This is a genomic window from Marinobacter sp. HL-58 (assembly GCF_001314605.1).
Taxonomy (GTDB): Bacteria; Pseudomonadota; Gammaproteobacteria; order Pseudomonadales; family Oleiphilaceae; genus Marinobacter.
Genome location: NZ_LIHP01000001.1, coordinates 67,705 through 89,706, shown reverse-complemented (window position 1 = coordinate 89,706; position 22,002 = coordinate 67,705). Strand labels below are relative to the sequence as shown.

Here is a 22,002-nt window from a genome sequence, read left to right as displayed (position 1 = left end):
GAGCGCCAGGGATGGCGCGACCGAGCCCTACAGGGACGTATTTACGGGCGTGTTTTGGCAGGTGATGCCCCGACCACTCTGGCACCAGAGTCAAAAGATATGACTGACAGACATTTGGACAAGACACCCACCATTCTACGAAAGATTGTTGACCGGAAGTGGGAGGAAATCGACGAGCGCAAACGCAAGGTTTCAATTGCAGACCTGAAAGCCATGGCGGGCGACCAGCCCGCAGCCAGAGGCTTTGCCAACGCCCTGCGTACCCGAATCGAACAGCGGGTACCGGCAGTCATTGCCGAGATCAAAAAAGCCTCCCCCAGCAAGGGCATCCTTCGCGACCCTTTTGTGCCCGAAGCCATTGCCGAGAGTTACGAAAAAGGCGGTGCCGCCTGTTTGTCGGTGCTCACCGACAGAGACTTCTTCCAGGGCCACGAGGACTATCTCAAAGCCGCCCGGGCTGCCTGCAGCCTGCCGGTCATCCGCAAGGACTTCATGGTTGCGCCCTATCAGGTCTATGAGAGCCGGGCCATCGGTGCGGACTGCATCCTGCTGATCGCCGCCTGCCTGACCAAAGACCAGATGCAGGAACTGGAAGGCATTGCCCACGAGATAGGTCTGGACGTGCTGGTGGAAGTACACGACGGCGAGGAACTGACCGATGCACTGACGCTGAAGACCCCCCTGGTGGGCATCAACAACCGTAACCTGCACACATTCGAGGTGTCACTGGACACCACTTTCGATCTGCACGAACGGATATCTGCTGACCGCCTGACCATCACCGAAAGCGGCATTATGACCCGGGCTGATGTGGAGATTATGACTGACCGAGGCATTTACGGGTTTCTGGTGGGCGAGTCGTTTATGCGGGCGGAAGAACCTGGCAAGAAACTTCAAGAGCTGTTCTTTCCCGAGCAGTGACTGACCCGTGAGAGGATTCCCCCGCGGCCCGAGCACGGCGGCGGGATCAGGGTTTCAAAATTGTGCGGAGCCATGGATGGCGGAGCCCAAGCGTACAGGGACGTATTTACAGCGTATTTTGAAACCCTGATCCTGCCGACGTGCCCGCACCAAATTAGCCCTCAGGCTCAGCCAGGGCCTCCTGCAGCAGCGCCAGCAAATGCGCTGGCATCCCTTCTGCCAGCTTCAGAGCCGCCTGATGCCCTCGCGGCGACATCTTGCCCCAGGTCCGGCGCACGATACGCAGCCATTTGTCCCGGTCATAATCGGCCTTCTGTTCATAGAAATCCGCAAAGTAACGCTCCAGGAATACCATGCAGGCCACATCTTCCAGCAACTGGGTATCTTCATCCTTCCGCAATTCCCGCTTGGTCAGAATGGTTTCCACCCGGTCGCATTCCGATTGCGGATAACCGCATCCGGCCATGATCTCCGCCGCCCGGCGGCCATGCATGCGGCCACAGGCCTGGCGCCACTCGTAATAGGCCTTGCGCCCTTCGGGGAAATCGCTGCGGGGCATGGTCCAGCGTTCGATGTGCTGGGCACGGCAGGCGATCTGCATGCGTTCAGAGGGTTCGGGCTCAAGTTCGTGCAGCCAGCGGGTCATATGCAGGCTATAGGCATATTCCTTGGGCAGAAGATCCTCACCAAACCGCTCAACGTTGGGGTCTGCCTGATTAGCCTTGTCGATTGCCTCGAGGGCACACTGTAATTGCCGGGACTCTGTCATAGTGGGCCAATCGCCTGTTCCTGAAATGAAAAACCGCCGGAAATCGGGGAAGATGGCGCCCAGTCTAGCGCGCCAGAGAGCGTCTCTCTACCACCAATGGCAGTCCCGTTGCTCAACTGCCCCCCCATGTAGGTACGCACTTTAATTCATTGCTTTGTGCATATGGTTCCGTAAAGATTCATGAGAGATTATTCAACAATCTGATGAGTAGTTCGAGTATGCGACTGTCAGGGCCAGCGATACCGGAAAAGTGGCTTCCGGCCTATGAGGCCCACCTGCAGGCGCTGGAAGACAAGGTTGCTTTGGTGGCGGCCTGGCTGTTGCTGATTACCGTGGTCATCTACCAGTTCTCCCATCCGTTGCGTAATATCCACAGTTCCGAATTCTTCGCAACTGAGTTCCTTTTACGACTCCCTGTCATTCTGATGTCATCCCTCACACTGCTGACGCACTATTCAGGTCGCTGCCGCTGGCCCAGCCGGTATTTTCTGCGGTTAATGGGGCTCTCAGTCATGGCCATGATCCTGTCCATGCTGCTGCTATACCAGCAGAACACGATTTCGGGACTCTATCAGATCAGCAATGGCCTGGTGATCAGTTTCTTCGGGGTTTCGGTACTGGCGGTGCGGGGAATCCGGGAATGGGCGCTGCTTTTTCTCTTGCCCCTGTCAGTATTCGCCGCGGCGGTGGTTTTCCTGGGCATTTCCTTTACCGCTATCCTGCCGCTGTTCTTCGACCCACTGATGATGATGCTGATTGGCATGATCGTGATGGAAGCCCTGCGGAGGATTCTCGCCAGCGAATTTGAAGCCCGCCAGCGGCTCGGGGAAATGGCATCGACAGACCAGCTGACCGGGCTGCTCAACCGCCGGGCCATCTGGCCCTTGCTGAATCACGAACTGGACCACGCCCAGCGGGCCGGCACACCGTTCAGCCTGATCCTCGGAGACCTGGACCTGTTCAAGAAGGTAAACGATACCTATGGCCATGGTATCGGGGACATGGTGCTCCAGGAGACTGCCAGGAGGCTGGGAAATGCCCTGAGGCGCCAGGATATCCTCTGCCGGTGGGGCGGTGAGGAACTGCTGGTTTTGCTGCCAGACACCGACAGCCGGGGCGCCCTGCAGGTTGCAGAAAAGCTCCGGGCTGCAATGGCTGACTCCGCCATTGCAGCCGGAAATCACCACATCCATCAGACAATCAGCCTGGGTGTGGCCAGTTTTCAGCAGGGCGACACCATTGAAGCAATCACAAAGCGTTCCGATGAAGCCCTCTACCAGGCCAAGCACAGAGGGCGTAATCGGGTGGAAGTGGCCGCTCAGTGACTGCGACCGATCCCGCTCCGCCAGTTAAACCTGGGCGGAGGGGCGCTGCTTGATGCGATCATACCAGGCCTGGAGGTTGGTCTGCTCAGGCTTGATGCGGATGTCCACAACCCGGGCAAAGGCCACGGTGGTAAACGCGTTGATGTCAGCGGCAGTAAAGCGGTCACAGCAGATGTATTCCTTGCCCTCGAGCTGCTTGTCGAGGAAGTGCATGAACTTTTCCACGGTGGTACGGCACTCTTCCCCCCATTCCTTGATCGGATTCATGCGGTCCTTGAAGTAGCCGCTGGTATGCTGGAAACACATGCCGGTGGGCATGAAAAAGGAGAACTCGATCCAGCGCAGCCACTGTTCTACCAGGGCCTTCTCGAGCGGCGTGTCCCCGAGCAGAGTCGGCGTATCCGGGTAGCTTTCCTCGAAATAGCGACAGATGGCCATGGTTTCAGCGATGCAGGTGCCGTCGTCAAGCTCCATCACCGGGACTTTCTTCATCGGGTTTTTGGCGGTGTATTCCGGCGTCAGGTTCTCGCCTTTCAGAAGGTCGATCTCGATAAACTCTGCCTTGTCCAGCAGCCCCTTTTCCGACATAAACATGCGCACCCGGCGAGGATTCGGGGCGGTCTTGGTCTCGAATATTTTCATTGTCAGTGGCTCCATACATCATCCTGGGTAAACAGTGATAAAGCGTATAGGAGACTGACGCGGAAGAACAGTTGCGTCAAGCAACTGCGATCACCGGGGCAACCAGCTTTCCATCTGGCGAACGATCCATTCCGGGTCATCCAGGGGAAGATCATGGCCGGCTGTGGGATGCACTTTCAATGTCCATTGCCAGCGTTGCTCCAGCACCTCACTGCATTTCCAGTGCACAATGCGATCACCCCTGCTGGCCAGCAACAGGGCATCCGGTACTGGTCGATCCGGTTGCGGCCTGAAAGCGGCGGCCGCTTTCAACTGGGCGTAAGCATTCCTGAAACTGACCGGGCGCTGACGCTGAATACGGTACCAGTGCTTCATGGTGTCCAGGCTGACTGGCCCGTTGCAACTCAGCCGCAGGATATCGGCCTCACGATGGAACAGTTCGCGGCGGGACAACAATCGAGCGATACGGGGCCAGGCTCCCGGTTTCATCCTGCGCCAGGGCGCACTGAAGCCGGAACTTGTGTTGATCAGCACCAGGTTCTGGATTTCTCCCTCCGCCGCATGCTGGGCCCAGTCCAGCGCCACCATTCCACCCATGGAAAGCGCCAGCAGACTGTAGGGGCCGGGGATGTGTCGGACGCTGTGGCGGACTTTCTCGCGGATGGCGCCAATACTGTCCGGGCAGGGGTCATTGAAATGTACCCCCGTACCCGGCAGGTCCACCGGATGGAACTTCTGCCCCGGAAACGCATCTGCCAGCAATTGTGGAAACTCACCCCAGTGTGCCTGCTCCCGGGTAAGTCCACGCAACAGAATCCAGTGCATCGTCAATGATGATCCCTGTACCAGTGGGCAATTGCGGCTTCCTTAAGCATGGACTCCTCGCTGCCCCCCGGCAACCAGTTTTCATGGCTGGCAGCGGCACTGACCAGAAAATCGATAAAAGCCATATGACTTCTCAGCACCCTGCGATGACGATGAGGCACCAGGGGATTGAAAAAGCCGTCCAGGCGCAGCAACTGCCTGGGGCGCTTCCTGACCCAGCGCCAGGAACCCAGCTCCAGGGTAAGAGGTATGAAGGTGCCACCCCCGCTCCGGTTTATCTTCTTGTAGAAATAGTCCCACAGGTCACCGTGGGTCAGGTAATGACGGGACTGGGGCTCAAAACGGTACTGGTGGTGTGGCCAGGCCTGCTCCCAGATCAGTTTCAGGGCCATGACCGACGCAATCCGCCTCATGGGCCGGCGGCGATAGGCATAGGGAAACCAGATCTGGTCCTGCCAGCCGAAACCGGAATGGCAATCCAGGGCCACACTGAAAGGCCGACCGGGCAAAAGCTCTGAAATCACTGCCTCGAGTGCCCGGTTCTCCGCCTCCATCCCCTGCTCCGGATCACCGATGAACCATGGCAGACGCGGTGAAAACCGCTGCCCGCCCAGCAGAAAGGTGCTGCGGTCCTGGGCCGTTATGGGCGCATTCCGCATCAGATCCACTCCGTTGGGATTGCTTCTCTGATTCAGGTACATGCCCCCGGGATTGACGATGGGCAGAAGGGTAATATGAACTTTCGCAAGCAGGTCCTGAAGATGCACATCCCAGGAAATCCTGGCAAGGAGGTTGCTCAGCCAGGCCATGATCACCTCGCTGCCAATCCGCTCGAGCCCGTGGACACCACCAACCAGCAAAACCACCGGAGCGTCGGGGGCATCGCTGCCAAGATCAACCCGGTAGAGCGGAAGATCCAGCTCTTTCAGGGTAACCCGCGCAAGGGTGTCAACGGACACCCTATCGGGCGCTTCCGCCAGCAGCCGCTCCAGCCGGACCATCTCCGGCAAAAACGTTCGCAGCAGATTCCGCTGGCGGCTATTGCGCCGGGATTGCTCCGACGGGATAGCGGAATGTCGGGTTAGATCTCGCAATTCGGTCATGACAATCTCCGGGCTCAGACAACCCTTCAAGCTACCGCCCAATTGCTTCAGTTCGTTGACAACAGGCCTCAATCAGCCGCCATGTCACGGGATGGCGCACTGATACAAGCAGATGGCAAGTTCATGGCCCTGGCGCTATGATTAAGCTGTAGCCGCAGCCCGCGGTGCCCCGGACAACCATCATGTCCCGACTCATCTGCATTTTGCTTGTAGTACTGGTCTTTTCCAGCTGCTCCCCACCAGACAGCGACACGGCCACCGCGGTTGCGGAAACTACCGGCGGCACCCAGCCCTCCGCAAGCATTATCGATAGCCACAGCGAACCCGATACCATCGTTATAGCCGCGGATCCCTGGTGCCCGCACAACTGTGAAGCCGGCGCTGATCACGAGGGATACATGGTGGACCTTGCCCGGGAAATCCTCGCCGAGGCCGGTTACGCGGTGAAGTACATCAACGTCAGCTGGGCAAGAGCCCTGCAGATGACCCGTGAAGGCCAGTTGGATGCGGTTGTCGGCGCCTTCAGAACCGATGCCCCGGATTTCGTCTTCCCGGAGGTGCCCCAGGGCCACTCGACCATTGCGCTGTATACCCACCCGGACAACAGCTGGGCCTACGATGGCCTTGAATCACTCCAGGGCCAGCAACTGCTGGTGATCAACGGTTACTCGTATACCCGCGAACTGGATCGTTATATCGAGCAGAACCTGACCGATCAGGAGAAAATCTGGGTAATTTCAGGGCCTTCACCGTTGAACCGGGCGATCGAACTATTGGAGCAGGATCGTACGGACATCTTTGTTGAGGATACCTATGTCATGGCCTGGTGGGCGGGGAGCAAACGGGGGCTGACCTCCCGGCCCCGGCAGGCGGGGCTGGTCAGCGAATCCGATGCCTTTGTCGCTTTCTCCCCCGCCCGGGAGGATGCGGGAAAGCTGGCGGAGCTGCTTTCAGAAGGAACACGCCAACGGCTTGCCGACGGCAGGCTCCAGAAGATTCTGGATAACTACGGGCTCACTCAGTGGACTGAAATGCCGTAATCACCCGGCCATCCCGGGATATCAGCCGTAGCTCACCCTGCTTGCCGATCTCGAACCGCGCGGTGTCTGAGAGCAATGCCAGGAAACGGCTTTCCTGGTCCATTAATGCCGGGGCACAGGCTTTCTTGGTGGTAATCAAACGGGAAAAGCCCAGGCCTTCGCCGGTGAGTTTCCAGCCGCCGCTGAACTGATTGCAGGAGGCATGCCCCGCTGCCCGCTGCTGCGCCAGGAAATCGATGGTAATGCGGGAGTCGTCCATAACACCGGCCCCGTCAATGTACTCGACGGTCCATTCCGAACCCCGCAGCAGCTGCTCCGGGTCTCCACCGCAGCCCCGGAATTCTTCTCCATTGACGTTCAGACGAACCTGATTGGGATGGGGCATACCGGTCATCGAATCAATACACAGCTGATGGGCTGCCGCCAGGGTCACCTGCAGACCATCAGCCTCGGCCCTAAAAGTACGGCCTGTTGCATCGCTGTGGGTGGTTTTATAACGCAGCTCGACAGGGCTTTCCCCCATGCGCTCAAGCACCAACTGTTCCTGTTCAACCGTAGCTCGCCAGAATGGTTCGTTTCCCGCAGCGGTGAACGGCAAGTCTATGGCCCCCGGGGCCGGACTGTCTGCGTCGGTATTATCCTTGCTGCCGGCGGTTGACGAGCAGCCGGCTATCAGCGCGAGAATAGCCAAAGCGGGCACAATGGTGCGGGCGAATCCATTCATTGTCGGTTTCCTGTTCCTTTAGGTTTGTTGCCATTACAGCAGTTAATGTCGGGTAGCCCCGATTTTAATGCACAGTGGTTACCATTTCCTGCCTCAAAGCATTACGCTTGGGCCATTATTACGCCGGAGACGACTGCACCATGGCCATCAAACTCTACCAGTTTGCGATATCACATTACTGCGAAAAGGTTCGCTGGGCACTCGATTACAAAGGGCTGAACCACGAAACCATCAATTTGCTGCCCGGTCAGCATGTCAAAACCATCCGCACACTCACCGGCGGAGCATCCTCGGTGCCGGTCCTGGATCATGACGGTCACCGGGTTCAGGGGTCGAAGGAGATCATCGACTACCTGGATGAAACCTTTCCCGAAAACCCGCTGACACCAGCTGACCCGGAAAACCGCGAGGCTGCACTGGCCTGGGAGCAGCGACTGGACGACGAGCTGGGGCCTGCCGTGCGCTGCTACTCCTATCATCATTTCCTGCAGCGCCCCAAGGTAGTGGTGCCCATGCTGGCGGCGGGCACGCCCTTCTACAACCGGATTCTGCTGAAACTGGCGTTCAGCCGTGTCGATGAGATCATGCGCAACTGGATGAAAATCAACGAGAAGACTTCGGAACGCTCACGGGAAACCATGGAGGCCTACCTGACCGAACTGGCCGATATCTACCGCAAGAAACCTTACCTGGTGGGCGATCGATTCTCCCGCGCCGATCTCGCTGCCGCTGCTCTCCTCGCCCCCATGTTCCAGCCGGAACAGTATCCGGTACCCTGGCCCAAGGCGGCCAGAATTCCCCGCGACATCAAGGTGTGGCTGGATGAGTGGCAACCACAGATTCAGACACTGGAGCAGGTGTATACCGCTAATCGCTGAGTTGCTGGCGGCGTGCCCTGCCCGGAGAATCACCCGTCCATCGGCGGTAGGCACGGGTGAAGGCGCTTTGCTCGGAGAAACCCAACAGCAGGGCAATGTCCGTAAGTGTCAGCGACGGATCCGACAGGTACTGCCCGGCCAGTTGCTCGCGGCCACGGTCCAGCCACTGTTGCCAGGTTAACTGGTGCCGTGCCAGTCGCCGCTGCAGGGTGCGGGGTGACATATGCATGGCATTGGCCGCTCGCGCCAGGGTCGGCTCACCGTCGGAAAGCAGTTTAAGCAGTACCTGTTGTAACTGGCGGTCGGTGCCGGAACTGTCGCCGGAATGCCCCGGCAACGCCCGCAACAACGCCCTGGCCTGTCGATCCAGCAGTTCCCTCAGGGTTGGATCCCGCCGGGGCATGGGCAGGCTCAGGTAATGCAATGGAAACCGCACCCGCACATGAGTGTCGTTCCAGGTCACCGGAGAACCAAAGAACGCTTCGTACGCCGTGGCCGTTTCCCCATCAACGCTCTGAAGAAAACTCACCCCCGAAGGCGGGGGTGGCTCCTCTATCTGGCGGCGCATGAACGTCACCAGGGCGGAAATCGCTGCACCATCTGCCTGTTGGCCCAGTTCGTTTTCCGAGGGTGGCCAGCGCATTTCGGCCTCGTCACCGATTACCTCGATCTCCGCGAGGGTGGTGCCATAAAACAGGGTTTCATAGCGCTGGTATGCAAGCATGGCCTCACCCAGGGTATCCGAGGCAAGCACAAGGTAACCCAGTACGCCCAGATGTCCTGGCAGCACACAGGCGCCCACCTCCAGCTCAGGAGCAATACGCCGGGGCACCAGCGCCAGCCCCCGGGACAGCAAATCCCGCCATACCGGCACCGGCACACTGTCCCGGGACGCCCACCGCGCCAGCGACATCCGCAACGGGCCGGCGTCCAGTTCCTCGCGATCCAGCCAGTCTGATAACAGACCGGTCCAGGCGCCGGTTACCCGTATGACACTGGCCACAGCCTGTTCTCCATCATAAAAACCCCTGCCCTTTTGGCGTCGATGATCAATTCAGTGGCATGAATTGTCAATTTTTATCAGAATGAATGGAGCAGACTGAAGCCGGATCAACAATAAGTACAGGATTCGGCATGGCGTTAACGGACATGATGGTGGCGGTACTGGAAGGCAGCGGCCTGCTGCCGCTCTGGGAAACCGTGGCCCCCTGGCTGGCGCTGGATGAAAGGCAGCTGATTTTCTTGGTTGCCACGCCGGTATTCATTGTCGTCACCCTCTGGGAATACCTGCGCATTCGTCATGATCCCGCCCGCATGAATGTGCCCGAGGCCTTCCGTAACTTTGCCCTGGGCGCCGGTTACCAGATCACCGAACTGCTGTTTGCCGGCTTGATCGCCTTCCCCGTTTACGCCTTTCTGCATCACCACCGGATTCTGAACCTGGAACTGAACTGGGTTACCGGTTTTCTGGCCTTCCTGGGCGTCGATTTCTGTTTCTACTGGATGCATCGTTCCAGTCACCGCATACGCTGGTTCTGGGCCGCCCATGTGGTGCACCATTCTTCGGAGCGAATGAATTTTTCGACTGCCATGCGCCAGAATGCCACCAACATTTTCAATGGCATGTGGGTGTTCTACCTGCCGCTGGCGCTTATCGGTTTCAATCCTGTGTGGATAGGCATTGCCTATGCCCTGTCACTGGTATACCAGTTCTTCATCCATACCACCCTTATCGGCAAGCTGCCGCGCTGGGTGGAGGGGGTATTCAACACCCCCAGCCACCACCGGGTCCACCACGGCCGCAACCCCGGCTATATTGACCGCAACTACGGCGGAACCCTGATTATCTGGGATCGGCTGTTCAGCACCTTCGTGGCCGAAGACGAACAGGCTCCGCCGGAATATGGCATCACCCGCCCGGTACACTCCCGCAACCTGCTGGTGTTGTGGACCCACGAATACGTGGACCTGTTCCGGGCCATGGCAAGGCCCGGTGGGCTGACGTCACGATTGAAACACCTGTGGAAGCCTCCGGAATGGGACAGAGATCCGGAATAAGGGCACAAACGCGGTTTTTTCAGGGTCTGTCTCATACCCGGACGCGTTTTCCCGCTAGACTCCGGTTACGCCAACAAAAAGCCCGGACCCAAGCAAACATGGAACTGCAGGAAAGCTTCATCAACAGCCCGACCCATCATCGGATTCCATTCCTGTCGTGGGTGCCACATAACCCCACCTCAGTGATGGTGATCGCCCACGGCATGGCCGAACATGCGGCGCGCTACCAGCCACTGGCCCAATGGCTCAACCAGCAGGGGATAGCGGTACTGGCCATCCAGCACCGGGGCCATGGGCCGCAGTGCCCCGATAGCGACCTTGGCCACTACGGCGACAGCCGGGGCTGGCAAATGGTAGTGGACGACCTGCAACAACTGGTGGTTCATGCCCGGAGGCAGTTTCCCGATCTTCCGCTGACACTGTTCGGGCATAGTATGGGATCGTTTATTGCCCAGGGCTTTACCCAGCAATACGGCGACCAGATTGACAACCTGATCCTCTGCGCCACCAATCGCATCAATCGGCCCAGGCTCCGGGTCTCGCTGGCACTGGTAAAGGCAATCGGACTGCTGCGCGGCAAACGACATCACAGCCGGCTGATTGATGGCATGACCTTTGGTGCATTCAACAAGGCGTTCGCCCCCAATCGCACCAGTCACGACTGGCTGAGCCGCGACCCGCAGCAGGTGGATCGCTACCTGAAAGACCCGTTATGCGGTTTTCCCTGCACGGTTGGCCTCTGGTCCGATTTCATCAGTGGCATGCTGGAACTCTCTCCGGCAACCTGGCGCAGGGATCTTCCCATTCACCTGCTTGCAGGGGACCGCGATCCGGTCGGGGAAATGGGGCGCGGCTTCAGCCGGCATGTCACCGACCTGAGAGCCGCGGGCCTGAACGTTGCCTCGGATAGGCTGTTTCCCGGCGCCCGTCATGAACTTGTCAACGAAACCAATGCCGACGAAGTATGGAACCATATTCTGCACTGTCTCCCCGGGAAAACCACTTCCGGGCCCTGAGCACATGACGCCCGGCGGTCAGTGGCGCTATGATCAGGAGCATTCATCATCCAACGGAACCGGGCCCTGTCCATGAAGGTCACCATTCGCTCATTACTGGCCGTGAGCCTGCTAATGTCCAACGGAACTGCACTGGCAGGGGAGGTCAGGCTGGCGATTGCTGCCAATTTTCACGATGCCGCCGAAAGCCTCGCTGCGCGGTTCGAAGACAAGACGGGACATAACACCCGTATCAGCTACGGCTCTACTGGCAAGCTCTACGCCCAGATTCGTCATGGGGCACCGTTCGATGTATTTCTCGCCGCGGACCAGGAGCGGCCGCGGCTGATGGAGAAAAACAGTCTCGGGGTACCCGGAACGCGCTTCACCTATGCCGAGGGCAAGCTGGTGCTATGGAGCCCCGACACGCAGGCGTTCGAAGACCCTGAAACCTTCCTCAAGGCCGGTGACTTCCGGCGCCTGGCCATCGCCAACCCGCGCACCGCACCCTATGGCCTGGCTGCCCGGCAAACCCTGGAACATCTCGGCCTCTGGGCAAGCCTGGAAAAGCAACTGGTCAGGGGAGAATCCATTGCCCAGACGTTCCAGTTTGTGGCCACAGGTAATGCACACGCGGGATTCGTGGCACAGGCACAGCTTCGTGATGACCATGAGAGTGGTGCCCGCTGGGACGTACCCGACCGCTTTCATGATCCTATCTCACAGCAGGCCATCCTGCTGGTACGGGGCCTGGACAACGACGCTGCCGGCGCCTGGCTGGACTTCCTCGCCAGCAGCGAAGCCAGGGACATTATCCGCCAATACGGCTACGATATCCCGCAAGCGACCGAACAACCCATGGAGCGTCAATGAGCCCGGAATGGCAAACCGTCTGGCTGACCCTGAAACTCGCCGGCATTACCACCGCCCTGCTGATGGTCATAGGAACCCCCATCGCCTGGTGGCTCGCACGCAGCAGCCACTGGCTCAGGCAACCGGTGGCGGCAATTGTGGCCCTGCCCCTGGTTCTGCCGCCCACTGTACTGGGGTTTTACCTGCTGCTACTGATGGGCCCGGACGGCATTGTCGGTACGCTGACGAATACTCTGGGGCTTGGCACCCTGCCCTTCACCTTTGCCGGGTTGGTGGTTGCGTCGGTGATCTATTCGCTGCCATTCACGGTGCAGCCTCTGCAGAACGTATTTTCCACCGTCAACGAACGCATGCTGGAGGTTGCCGCCACCCTGCGGGCCTCCCCGCTGGACCGTTTTTTCTCCGTGGTGATTCCCCTCGCCCGTCCCGGTTTCCTAACCGCAGCGGTGCTGACCTTTGCCCATACCCTGGGTGAATTTGGTGTGGTGCTCATGATCGGCGGCAATATTCCCGGCGAAACACGGGTGCTGTCGGTGGCCATCTATGACCATGTGGAAACCCTGGAATACGGCAAGGCCCACCTGCTGGCCGGAGGCATGCTGGTGTTTTCCTTCCTGGTGCTGCTGACCCTCTACCTGATCAACGGGCGCCTGAACAACGGGAACCTGAAATCATGAAAGCGACAGCAATCCTCGCCCATTTCCGGACCGGATTCGACCGCTTCCAGCTGGATGTTGACCTGCACCTGCCAGGTCACGGTGTGACAGCACTGTTCGGCCATTCCGGTTGCGGCAAAACCACTCTGCTGCGCTGCATTGCCGGCCTGCAGCAATGCACTGGCCAGCTGACCGTCAACGGCGACACCTGGATGGACACCAACACCAGCCTGCCGGTCCATAAACGGCCACTGGCCTATGTGTTTCAGGAAACCAGCCTGTTTCCGCACCTGACGGTCAATGGCAACCTGAACTACGGTTACCGCCGTACACCGGCAGCACAACGCCGGATTCATCCGCAGCAGGTGATCGACTGGCTGGGACTCTCGCAGCTGTTGAACCGCAGGCCGGACCGCCTGTCCGGTGGCGAGCGCCAGCGCGTGGCCATTGCCCGGGCGCTGCTGACCAGCCCCCGGCTGTTGCTGATGGACGAACCCCTGTCGGCACTGGACCAGGCCAGCAAGCGGGACATACTGCCATATCTGGAAACCCTGCGGGACAGCCTCGACATTCCCATTGTCTATGTGTCCCATTCCGCCGCGGAGGTGGCCAGGCTGGCGGATTACATTGTCATGATGGATCAGGGCCGGGTGGTGGCCGAGGGCGGTTTACAGGAAACACTGGCCCGCCCCGACCAGCCGTTCGCACTGGAGGAAAATGCAGCCGTGATCGTCACGGCCACCATCCGGGAACAGGACTCCCGGTGGCATCTGTGTCGTGCGGAATTTGATGGCGGCAGCCTTTGGCTGCGGGACGACGGAACAGCCGGCCCCGGGAGCCAGGTGAGACTGCAGATACTGGCAAGAGATGTGAGCATTGCCCTGGCTGCCAACCGTGACCAGAGCATCCAGAACCTGCTTCCGGCCAGGGTCATGGATATCGCCGCCGAGCAGCGCCCCGGTATGGCCACTGTCCGCCTGCAGGCGGGGGAGACTTCCTTCCTGTCCCGGATTACCAGCCGCGCGGTGAACCAGCTCGGCCTCGAGCGCGGCATGGATGTCTGCCTGCAGATCAAGAGTGTGGCGATCGTCGAATAGCCCGACCACCACTGGTACCGGGCAAAGCCACTAGCGGGTACCGTAGACCACCATGGTCTTGCCCTTGACCCGAACCAGCCCCTGGTCTTCGAGGGTTTTGAGAACCCGGCCAACCATCTCGCGGGAGCAGCCGACAATGCGGCCGATTTCCTGGCGGGTGATCTTGATCTGCATGCCGTCCGGATGGGTCATGGCATCCGGTTCCTTGCACAGGTCAAGCAGGGTGCGGGCAACACGCCCGGTTACATCCAGAAAGGCCAGATCCCCCACCTTGCGGGTTGTCTGGCGCAGGCGGGAGGCCATCTGCTCACCGATAAAATACAGCACCCTGGGATCCTGCTGGGCAATTTCCCGGAACTTGGTGTAGCTGATTTCGGCAACTTCACATTCCGTCTTGGCTTTCACCCAGGCGCTGCGCGAATCCATGTTGTCGAACAGCCCCATCTCACCGAAAAAATCCCCGGCGTTCAGGTAGGCCATGATCATCTCACGCCCGTCGTCATCCTCGATGATGACGGTAACGGACCCTTTGACGATGTAGAACAGGGAATCGCTTTTATCCCCCGCATAGATGATGGTGCTCTTGGCAGGGTAACGCCGGCGATGGCATTGCGAAAGAAAATAGTCCAGATGCTTGGTTTTCTGCTCAACCGGCTTGACGATAGTGGCCATAGTGCGAGTCATGCCTCCTTAATACTGGCGGGATCCTGATGTTTTTATTCACCCTGCTTTCCGTGCGGGTTTATTCATTATAAACGCAACTTATAACAAGAAGGCCCCGTTTCGGCAACCTGAAACAGTATAGACCAGTTACCCGGAACTGTTTTTTGCGGGGCTGCCGGGCTCTGCGGGATATGCTAGCATCCCTGCCCATTGCACGTTATATCCCATCGGGAGTACGAAAACAGATGAAAGCAACCATTGACTGGACTGGCGACGCCGCCTTCAGGGCAACCAGTGGCAGTGGCCACGCTGTGCAGATGGACGGCCCACCGGATCACGGTGGCAGGGACCTGGGCCCCCGCCCCATGGAAATGATGCTGATGGGGCTGGGCGGCTGCTCTTCGTTTGATGTCATGAGCATCCTGCAGAAAAGCCGTCAGGACGTCACCGCCTGCCATGCCGAACTGGAAGCGGAAAGAGCCGATGCCGTGCCTGCGGTCTTTACCCGCATTCACCTGCACTTTGTGGTCACCGGGAACAACCTGAAGGAAAACCTGGTAAAAAGGGCAGTCAGCCTGTCTGCGGAAAAATACTGTTCCGCCTCCATCATGCTGGAGAAAGCGGGCGTGGAAATCACCCACAGCCACGAGATCCGCGAAGCCTCCTGAGCAGGGACAAATACGGATGCTACAATATTGCGGTGAACTCTACCCAAATCATGGGTCGGTGTGCATAATACGCACCCTCTCCGCCGGTCTGCGCAAATGGTAAACATCCCGGTCAGTTATCGGTGGCGGCCTTGGTGGCATGCAGAAAACAGGCATGACCACTGACACTCATCTCCAGTCACTTGGGGGGGCTGAACATGGAAACCAAACTACAGCTGCATGGTTTCAATAACCTGACCAAATCACTGAGCTTCAACATCTACGACATCTGTTATGCGCAGACCGAAGAACAGCGTGAAGCCTACATTGATTACATCGACGAGATGTACAACGCCGAGCGCCTGACCCAGATCCTGACCGACGTGGTCAAGATCATCGGTGCCAACGTTCTGAACATTGCCCGCCAGGACTACGAGCCACACGGCGCCTCTGTCACCATGCTGATTGCCGAGCATGAACTCAGCGACGGAGAACCGGACAACGAAGAGTCCCCCGGCCCGCTTCCGGATGCCATTGTTGCCCACCTGGACAAAAGCCACGTCACCGTTCATACCTACCCCGAGAGCCACCCCTACGAGGGTATCAGTACGTTCCGGGCGGATATCGACGTGTCTACCTGCGGCCTGATCTCACCGTTGAAGGTGCTGAACTACCTGATCCACAGCTTCGACTCCGACGTGGTCACCGTGGACTACCGGGTGCGTGGCTTTACCCGCGATGTGGACGGCACCAAGCATTATATTGACCACGACATCAACTCGATCCAGAACTATCTGACCGAGGATACCCGCAACGCCTACCAGATGATCGATGTCAACGTGTACCAGGAAAACCTGTTCCACACCAAGATGATGCTCAAGAACTTCAACCTGGACAACTACGTGTTCGGGGTCAATGCCAGCGACCTGGACCCGGAAGAGGCCCGCTCCATTGAAGAACGTCTGAAGCGCGAAATGCTGGAAATGTTCTACTCCCGCAATGTGGAATAACTGACTCCCGGCATCGGTGGTGGCCCGCCATCACCGATTCTTCAGTTTTTTTGATGTCCCTCTCCAGAATTCTCCGGTTTATTCCCGGGCCTTCAAAGGCGTTTAATAGGCGTTAGACCCTTTGAGGAGGACTACGCCATGCCCCTGCGATCACTGAAACAGACCATCCCTGCCCTGGAAACCTCCGACGGCGCCGGCGTGCGCATCAAGCGCTCCATCGGCCAGCACCAGAACATACGCCTTGATCCGTTCCTGATGCTGGACGAATTCGGTTCCGACCAGCCCCAGGATTACATCGCCGGGTTTCCGTCCCACCCTCACCGGGGCTTCGAGACGGTCACCTACATGATCGAAGGCCACATGCTCCACGAGGACCACCTGGGCAACCGGGGCAACCTCAGGAACGGAGGCGTTCAGTGGATGACCGCCGGTCGCGGCATCGTGCATTCGGAAATGCCGCAACAGGAATCCGGGCAGATGCGCGGCTTCCAGCTCTGGCTCAACCTGCCCGCGGCAGAGAAGATGAAGCCTGCCGGTTACCGGGACATCCAGCCGGAGGAGATTCCGGCCATCACCGTGGACGGCGGCCTGGTAAAACTGATTGCCGGCGAGATCACGGTTGAAGGGCAGGAACACCGGGGTGCGGTGACTGGAGGCAGTACCCGCCCGCTGTATGCGGATATTCACCTGGGCCCCGGCAAGGAAACTCTGCTGCCAGTCAGCACGGAGCTTGACGCAATGCTCTACCTGTACGAGGGCGAGGCATCACTGGTATCGGACGCAGGCTCCCAGGCCCTTCAGGCCTCCGCCGCCAGCATCCTCTCGCCGGGAGACAGCGTACGGATCGGAGCCGGTGAAAACGGTGCCCGCCTGTTGCTGATCGCCGGCAAGCCGATTCGCGAACCGGTGGTGCAGTATGGTCCCTTTGTCATGAACACCCGCCAGGAAATCGAGCAGACCCTGCGGGATTACCGCGACGGGCGCCTGACCGCCTGATCAGGCGAAAGGTTTGCGGGCCATCAGCTCCAGCACCAGCGGGCGCATGATCAGATCCATGGCCAGGGACAGCTTGGTCCCGGGAATGACCAGAGTGTCATGCCGGGACAGGCTGCTGCCGGCAATCACCTGCAGCAGGTAGGGAAGGTCCACATCCGAGGGGTCGCGAAAATGGATGACAATCAGGCTCTCGTCTTCCGTAGGCACATCCCGGACGACAAAGGGATTGGAAGTATCCACCAGCGGAATTCGCTGGAAGTTCACGTGGGTATGGGTAAATTGCGGGACAATATCGTGCACGTAATCGTCCATCCGGTTGATGATGGTCTGCACCACTGCGTCCTGTGAATACCCGCGCTTGTTGGTGTCGCGGTGGATTTTCTGGATCCACTCAAGATTGACGATGGGCACCACGCCAACCAGCAGGTCGACGTACTGGGCGATGTTGTAAGCGTCGCTGACGACCCCGCCGTGCAGACCCTCGTAGAACAGCAGGTCGGTATCCGGGGCCAGCGGCCCCCAGGGCGTAAAGGTGCCGGGTTTATGGCCGGCCTCTATCAACTGCCGGTCTTCATCATGCACATACTGGCGGAATTGTCCGTTTCCCGTGTGGCCGTAGTCGTAGAACAATGCCTCCAGCTTGTCGATGTGGTTTGCCGCCAGGGCAAAATGGTTGCGCTCACCAAACTGGCCCTTGGCGGCCAGACGAGCCATCTGCTCGCGATTGTAGCGGTGAAAGCTGTCGCCACTGACCATGGCTGCCCTGAGCCCTTCACCGGCGAAAAGACGGCTGAATATCCGGCCGGTGGTGGTGGTACCGGCACCGGATGAACCGGTAACCGCAATGATCGGGTGGCGTTTTGACATAACTGTTGATCCGGAAAGTCAGTCCAGGCTGGTAAGCAGCCGCGGCTTTTCGATGATGAACCCCTGAGCGTAATCCACACCCAGACTGGTCAGCATATCGAGAACCCCGCGGGTTTCAACCTGTGAGGCAATCACTTCCCGTTTCATGTAATGGGCCATGTCCACCATTGACTTCACCATTGCCTGGTCTGTTTCACTGGTGTCCAGCTGATTGGTGAAAGCGCTGTCCAGCTTGATCAGGTCCACCGGAAGGCTACGCATGAACTGGAACGATGTCGGGCCACTGCCGAAATCACCCAGACAGAACCGGCAACCCAGCTCTTTCATCTCGTCGATAAACTCTGAAATTCCCTGGATGTCGTTGATGGCGGAGGCCTCGGTAATCTCGAACCAGATTCTCTCTATGGGAGCGTCTTTCTGGCTCAGCTTGTCGTAGATGAATTCCATCAACAGCTGATCGTTCAGCGAGTGCCCGGACAGGTTGATACAGATACCCCCCATATGCTCCGGGTCGGGCGCCTTGTCCCGCAACCAGTCAAGCATCTGCCCCACGACCCAGCGATCAACCGCCTGCATGCGGTCGTAGCGCTCGGCCATACGGACAAAATCCTTGCCGGTAATCAGGTTACCGGCGTCGTCATACATGCTGATGAGGATCTCGTACTGGGGCGCCATGGTGGTGTGGGGATGCAACGGGATAATCTTCTGGCACCGCAGCAGCATACGCTCTTCATTGAGATCCCCGAGATTGGCCACCTTGGCGGCAATCTGCTCCTGGCGGGCGTGGTCGTGGGCGTCGAGGGAATATTCAATGACCTTGCCATGGCCGCGTTTCTTCGCCGCTTTCATGGCTTCTTCCGCCGCTTTCAGCCAACGCTCGGCGTTGGCCAGCGCGGGCATTTCCTGTGCCAGCCCGGCACTGGCCGAAAGCTTATAACTCCCAGAGTTAAAGTTGAATTCCATGGCTTCGATCGCCGACACGATTTCCCGGGCCGCTGCCAGTGCACTTTCCGCCGGCAGCATCAGGGCGAATTCGTTACCCGAGAGCCGCGCCAATGGCATGCCGTCACCCACGTGGCTGCGGAGTACATCGGCCACCATCCGCAACGCTTCGTCCCCCGCCTGATACCCGGCCGTATCATTGAGCAACCGGAACTGCCGCAGGTCCAGCCGGACAAGCGCGCGCTCATCCTCACGCCGGGCCAGCTGCTGCTCCAGCATGCGCTCGAACTCCCGGCGCCCGAGCAGCCCCGTCAGCTCATCATGGGTAGAGGCCCAGGAAAGCTGATCGTAGACCTTACGCACCATCCGGTCGATGCTCTCATCCACCAGCGGCCGCTCATACTGGCTATCCGGCACGATAATGCCTTTGCGCATCTGCTGGGCCAGCGCTTCCAGATCCAGTTCCACAACCCGCATACCCTGGTGATTGACAAACACAAACCGGCTGAAGCCCCGGGCCACCCAGACCAGGCGTATATACTGGGGCTCGTCGGGTTTTTCCTGATCCCGGAGCCAGTCACCGGTGCGTAACTGCTGGGCACGGTTGATCCAGCGCTGCAGGCTGCGCTGCTCCCGCTCTGACAGGGCCTGCTTCTTGTCGTCCTCACTTTTCGCCGGTGGAATTTCGACCATATCCGGAGGACTATCGGGCCGACGCACCAGAAACTGCTTCAGCTCGTCACGAATCTGGGAAGATGGCATGTGGTTGCTGGAAATGGAGGCCAGGCCGTCCTGGATCACCCGCAACAACTCCGGCAGGTTGATGGTATTCTGGGGATCATCTGCAAACGTCATCAGCGAATCGATGACGGAGAGGTAATCCTGCCACAGCGGACTGTCCTCGCCCTGGCGGATCCAGGTGAGCGAGAGCAAATCACGCCAGCCACCGTCCAGCAGGCTGACAACCGCCTTTGGCACTTTCCGCCCGGCCAGTTTCTGCTCCAGAACGGCCGCCACCGCCTTCTTGGATTCCGATACCTTCTGGGCACCCTCGGCGGCGGCTGTCACCCGTTCCACATTACGCCGGTACACCAGGTTCTGGCGATCAATCAGCGCATCCAGTTCCTGCACGGCGCTCTCGAATACACCGGTATCCTGCTCGAAATCGGTGGCAATTCGCTGAACCAGCTCGTCGATCCGCCGCTGCACGACCGGATTGACGCGCCCACCCTTTACGCCCAGCTGGGCCAGCCGGTTCATGACACCGCGCACGGGGCTGTCCTGATCGTCGAAAAACGCCGGATCCCGCATGACCACTTTCAGCACCGGCACTTCCAGCTGGCGCATCCGGGCCTGGGCATACTCGCTGAGTTTCGGGCTTTCCACCACGCTGCTGAAAAATCGGTCCACCACATCCAGCGTACTTTGTTCCTCTGCACCCAGGGCGTGTTCGCCGCTTTCCTTCACCCGCTCCACCACGCGCTCCCGAAGGGATGGCTGATCCGGGCTGGCAGTCGCGGCCTGTAGCTGAAGTTCATGGAGTTGTTTCTGCAATTCCCCGGCAGACAGTTCTCTGGCACCGGGTGAAAATTCCACCGGTTCCATATCACCGCGAGCCAGACGGCTTGCCGTCAAGGTGCCCAGCAGATTCTTGACGGTGGCGAAGGCAGTTTGTGCAGCCGCGGCATAGCCACGGAACTCAGAAGCGGATTTCCAGCCCGGGTAGCGGGCGGTCCTGGGTTCCGAAGCCGGCGCCTCGCCGGCAGGCGCGTCCGCCTCCCGGGCCGTTACCTCGGGCCTGATGGGTGCCACCGGCGATTCCTTACTCCTTTTGCCGCTGTCGGCGGGCACCTGCTCGCTCAGATACTTGCTCAGGTCCAGATCCGGCAGGACGCCATGGCGAATCAGGATACTGTTCAACTCCCGGTACAGCGGGCCCAGGTTCATCAGTACCGACTTTTCAAACACCTTCAGGCACACCTTCTCCACTTCCCGGTCTGCCTTGAGCAGGCTCAGGCCGGAATGGAAGGATTCACAGATCAGCGAAGGCCCCAGTGGGTTGTGATGACCGGTGGAGTTGGCAATGCCCAGTTTGTCGAGGCGGAGCTTGAGCTGAAGCAGATCTCCCCGATACTGGGTATCCGCCTTGGTAACCATTACCCGGATTGTCAGCCAGTCTTCAAACTCGCCCTTGTCCACCACCGACAGTTCCGCCCCCGGTGCGCCTTTGGGGGCCGGTTTCAGGGGTGACTCCAGGCTTCTGGCCATCTGGTGCCAGACAATCCTCTGGCGAGCCTGAAGCTGGCCCGAGGCATCCATGAATTCATTTGCCTGCTGATCATTGCCCGCTCTCTGGGCTGATTCACGCAGGGCGGTAATCATCTTTACGAAGCACGCATCCATCAGCGGTTCAATGTACTGGATCACCGCTTTTGCCGACTGGTGCAGGACAAATTGGACCTTGTCACTGGGTGCGCGTAATGAGGCCCGGTCCTGGTTACGGTTGGCCCCACACTGCTCCAGCATGGCGTTGACGGCTTCCGGATTGGATCGGGTGAAGGCAACACCCATGGCACCGTCAATCCGGCGCATCACATCCACATGCAGTTCATGGCGTTTTCGCCCATCGGGACTGCGGAAACGGATCACCAGTTCCGGGGTACCCCGCGCCAGCACCTGGTCCAGTTTTTTCGAGGTTTCCCCGGAATACCGGACAAACAGGCCTTCCGCGCAGAAATCCGCAATCTGGCATGGCAGGTTTTCACCAGTGCCAACATCCAGCTGGGCGGCAAGTTTGATAGGTTGGCGGGGGCTCGAACGACGTTCTTTCGGATCCATGAACTACCTGATATCTGGCAAAGCCTGGTGGCCCGGTTCTTTTCCGGTCACCGGCCGGTATCCCTGAAAGGCAGCGACCGCTGCCTGCTACTTGGGGGAACATAGCTGTAATATAAACCCTGACCGACATGCC

The 22,002-nt window shown here is 59.1% G+C and carries 21 protein-coding genes; 12 read left to right on the top strand and 9 right to left on the bottom strand.

What is annotated here, in order from left to right; genetic code table 11:
- The first annotated feature begins 99 nt into the window (after positions 1–99).
- Positions 100–921, top strand: coding sequence for an indole-3-glycerol phosphate synthase TrpC (trpC, locus tag HLUCCO03_RS00405; RefSeq protein WP_027829888.1), 822 nt, complete (start codon positions 100–102; stop codon positions 919–921).
- Positions 922–1,075: 154 nt separating this feature from the next.
- Here trpC and HLUCCO03_RS00400 read toward each other — a convergent pair whose 3' ends face one another.
- Positions 1,076–1,690 (bottom strand): DUF4202 domain-containing protein, encoded by a 615-nt coding sequence (locus HLUCCO03_RS00400; protein ID WP_027829889.1) that lies wholly within the window; start codon positions 1,688–1,690, stop codon positions 1,076–1,078.
- 218 nt (positions 1,691–1,908) lie between these two features.
- Between HLUCCO03_RS00400 and HLUCCO03_RS00395 the strand changes: the two genes are divergently transcribed.
- On the top strand, positions 1,909–3,015 hold the full coding sequence (locus HLUCCO03_RS00395) for a GGDEF domain-containing protein (protein WP_036197039.1): 1,107 nt from the start codon (positions 1,909–1,911) through the stop codon (positions 3,013–3,015).
- Positions 3,016–3,039: 24 nt separating this feature from the next.
- Here HLUCCO03_RS00395 and HLUCCO03_RS00390 read toward each other — a convergent pair whose 3' ends face one another.
- From HLUCCO03_RS00390 to HLUCCO03_RS00380, 3 genes are all read right to left on the bottom strand, one after another.
- A complete protein-coding gene (locus HLUCCO03_RS00390; protein ID WP_027829890.1) occupies positions 3,040–3,657 on the bottom strand; it encodes a glutathione S-transferase family protein in 618 nt (205 codons plus the stop codon).
- Between the two features lie 90 nt (positions 3,658–3,747).
- Positions 3,748–4,482 (bottom strand): alpha/beta hydrolase, encoded by a 735-nt coding sequence (locus tag HLUCCO03_RS00385; protein WP_027829891.1) that lies wholly within the window; start codon positions 4,480–4,482, stop codon positions 3,748–3,750.
- Positions 4,483–4,484: 2 nt separating this feature from the next.
- Positions 4,485–5,585, bottom strand: coding sequence for a M14 family zinc carboxypeptidase (locus HLUCCO03_RS00380; protein WP_027829892.1), 1,101 nt, complete (start codon positions 5,583–5,585; stop codon positions 4,485–4,487).
- A 182-nt stretch (positions 5,586–5,767) separates the two neighbouring features.
- On the opposite strand from HLUCCO03_RS00380, the gene HLUCCO03_RS00375 reads away from it, so the two are divergent.
- On the top strand, positions 5,768–6,625 hold the full coding sequence (locus HLUCCO03_RS00375) for an ABC transporter substrate-binding protein (RefSeq protein WP_027829893.1): 858 nt from the start codon (positions 5,768–5,770) through the stop codon (positions 6,623–6,625).
- Here HLUCCO03_RS00375 and HLUCCO03_RS00370 read toward each other — a convergent pair.
- Positions 6,600–7,349: an META domain-containing protein gene (locus HLUCCO03_RS00370; RefSeq protein WP_027829894.1), complete on the bottom strand. Its 750-nt coding sequence runs from the start codon at positions 7,347–7,349 to the stop codon at positions 6,600–6,602. The genes HLUCCO03_RS00375 and HLUCCO03_RS00370 overlap by 26 nt on opposite strands.
- A 140-nt stretch (positions 7,350–7,489) precedes the next feature.
- Here HLUCCO03_RS00370 and HLUCCO03_RS00365 point away from each other — a divergent pair, with 140 nt between their 5' ends.
- Complete coding sequence (locus HLUCCO03_RS00365) at positions 7,490–8,227, top strand: glutathione S-transferase family protein (RefSeq protein ID WP_027829895.1); 738 nt, start codon at positions 7,490–7,492, stop codon at positions 8,225–8,227.
- Here HLUCCO03_RS00365 and HLUCCO03_RS00360 read toward each other — a convergent pair.
- Positions 8,217–9,230, bottom strand: coding sequence for an AraC family transcriptional regulator (locus HLUCCO03_RS00360; RefSeq protein ID WP_027829896.1), 1,014 nt, complete (start codon positions 9,228–9,230; stop codon positions 8,217–8,219). The genes HLUCCO03_RS00365 and HLUCCO03_RS00360 overlap by 11 nt on opposite strands.
- A gap of 131 nt (positions 9,231–9,361) precedes the next feature.
- Here HLUCCO03_RS00360 and HLUCCO03_RS00355 point away from each other — a divergent pair, with 131 nt between their 5' ends.
- The 5 genes from HLUCCO03_RS00355 (at position 9,362) to modC (ending at position 13,906) form a co-directional block, all read left to right on the top strand.
- Positions 9,362–10,285, top strand: coding sequence for a sterol desaturase family protein (locus HLUCCO03_RS00355; RefSeq protein WP_027829897.1), 924 nt, complete (start codon positions 9,362–9,364; stop codon positions 10,283–10,285).
- 98 nt (positions 10,286–10,383) lie between these two features.
- Positions 10,384–11,301 carry an alpha/beta hydrolase gene (locus tag HLUCCO03_RS00350; RefSeq protein WP_027829898.1) on the top strand — a complete coding sequence of 306 codons (918 nt, stop codon included), beginning with the start codon at positions 10,384–10,386 and terminating at the stop codon, positions 11,299–11,301.
- Positions 11,302–11,373: 72 nt separating this feature from the next.
- On the top strand, positions 11,374–12,153 hold the full coding sequence (gene modA / locus HLUCCO03_RS00345) for a molybdate ABC transporter substrate-binding protein (protein ID WP_051603724.1): 780 nt from the start codon (positions 11,374–11,376) through the stop codon (positions 12,151–12,153).
- Positions 12,150–12,830 carry a molybdate ABC transporter permease subunit gene (modB, locus tag HLUCCO03_RS00340; protein WP_027829899.1) on the top strand — a complete coding sequence of 227 codons (681 nt, stop codon included), beginning with the start codon at positions 12,150–12,152 and terminating at the stop codon, positions 12,828–12,830. The genes modA and modB overlap by 4 nt, the downstream gene beginning before the upstream one ends.
- A complete protein-coding gene (modC, locus tag HLUCCO03_RS00335; protein ID WP_197025624.1) occupies positions 12,827–13,906 on the top strand; it encodes a molybdenum ABC transporter ATP-binding protein in 1,080 nt (359 codons plus the stop codon). The genes modB and modC overlap by 4 nt, the downstream gene beginning before the upstream one ends.
- Before the next feature lie 30 nt (positions 13,907–13,936).
- Here modC and crp read toward each other — a convergent pair whose 3' ends face one another.
- Positions 13,937–14,578: a cAMP-activated global transcriptional regulator CRP gene (gene crp, locus HLUCCO03_RS00330; RefSeq protein WP_007153756.1), complete on the bottom strand. Its 642-nt coding sequence runs from the start codon at positions 14,576–14,578 to the stop codon at positions 13,937–13,939.
- Positions 14,579–14,814: 236 nt separating this feature from the next.
- Between crp and HLUCCO03_RS00325 the strand changes: the two genes are divergently transcribed.
- The 3 genes from HLUCCO03_RS00325 to HLUCCO03_RS00315 all read left to right on the top strand — a co-directional run bounded on the left by HLUCCO03_RS00325 (position 14,815) and on the right by HLUCCO03_RS00315 (position 17,222).
- Complete coding sequence (locus HLUCCO03_RS00325) at positions 14,815–15,237, top strand: OsmC family protein (protein ID WP_027829901.1); 423 nt, start codon at positions 14,815–14,817, stop codon at positions 15,235–15,237.
- Between the two features lie 197 nt (positions 15,238–15,434).
- Positions 15,435–16,226 carry an adenosylmethionine decarboxylase gene (gene speD / locus HLUCCO03_RS00320; RefSeq protein WP_027829902.1) on the top strand — a complete coding sequence of 264 codons (792 nt, stop codon included), beginning with the start codon at positions 15,435–15,437 and terminating at the stop codon, positions 16,224–16,226.
- 138 nt (positions 16,227–16,364) lie between these two features.
- Positions 16,365–17,222, top strand: coding sequence for a pirin family protein (locus HLUCCO03_RS00315; RefSeq protein ID WP_027829903.1), 858 nt, complete (start codon positions 16,365–16,367; stop codon positions 17,220–17,222).
- Here HLUCCO03_RS00315 and HLUCCO03_RS00310 read toward each other — a convergent pair whose 3' ends face one another.
- A complete protein-coding gene (locus HLUCCO03_RS00310; protein WP_027829904.1) occupies positions 17,223–18,089 on the bottom strand; it encodes a phosphoribulokinase in 867 nt (288 codons plus the stop codon).
- Between the two features lie 18 nt (positions 18,090–18,107).
- Positions 18,108–21,869 carry a DUF1631 family protein gene (locus tag HLUCCO03_RS00305; RefSeq protein ID WP_027829905.1) on the bottom strand — a complete coding sequence of 1,254 codons (3,762 nt, stop codon included), beginning with the start codon at positions 21,867–21,869 and terminating at the stop codon, positions 18,108–18,110.
- Positions 21,870–22,002 lie beyond the last annotated feature (133 nt).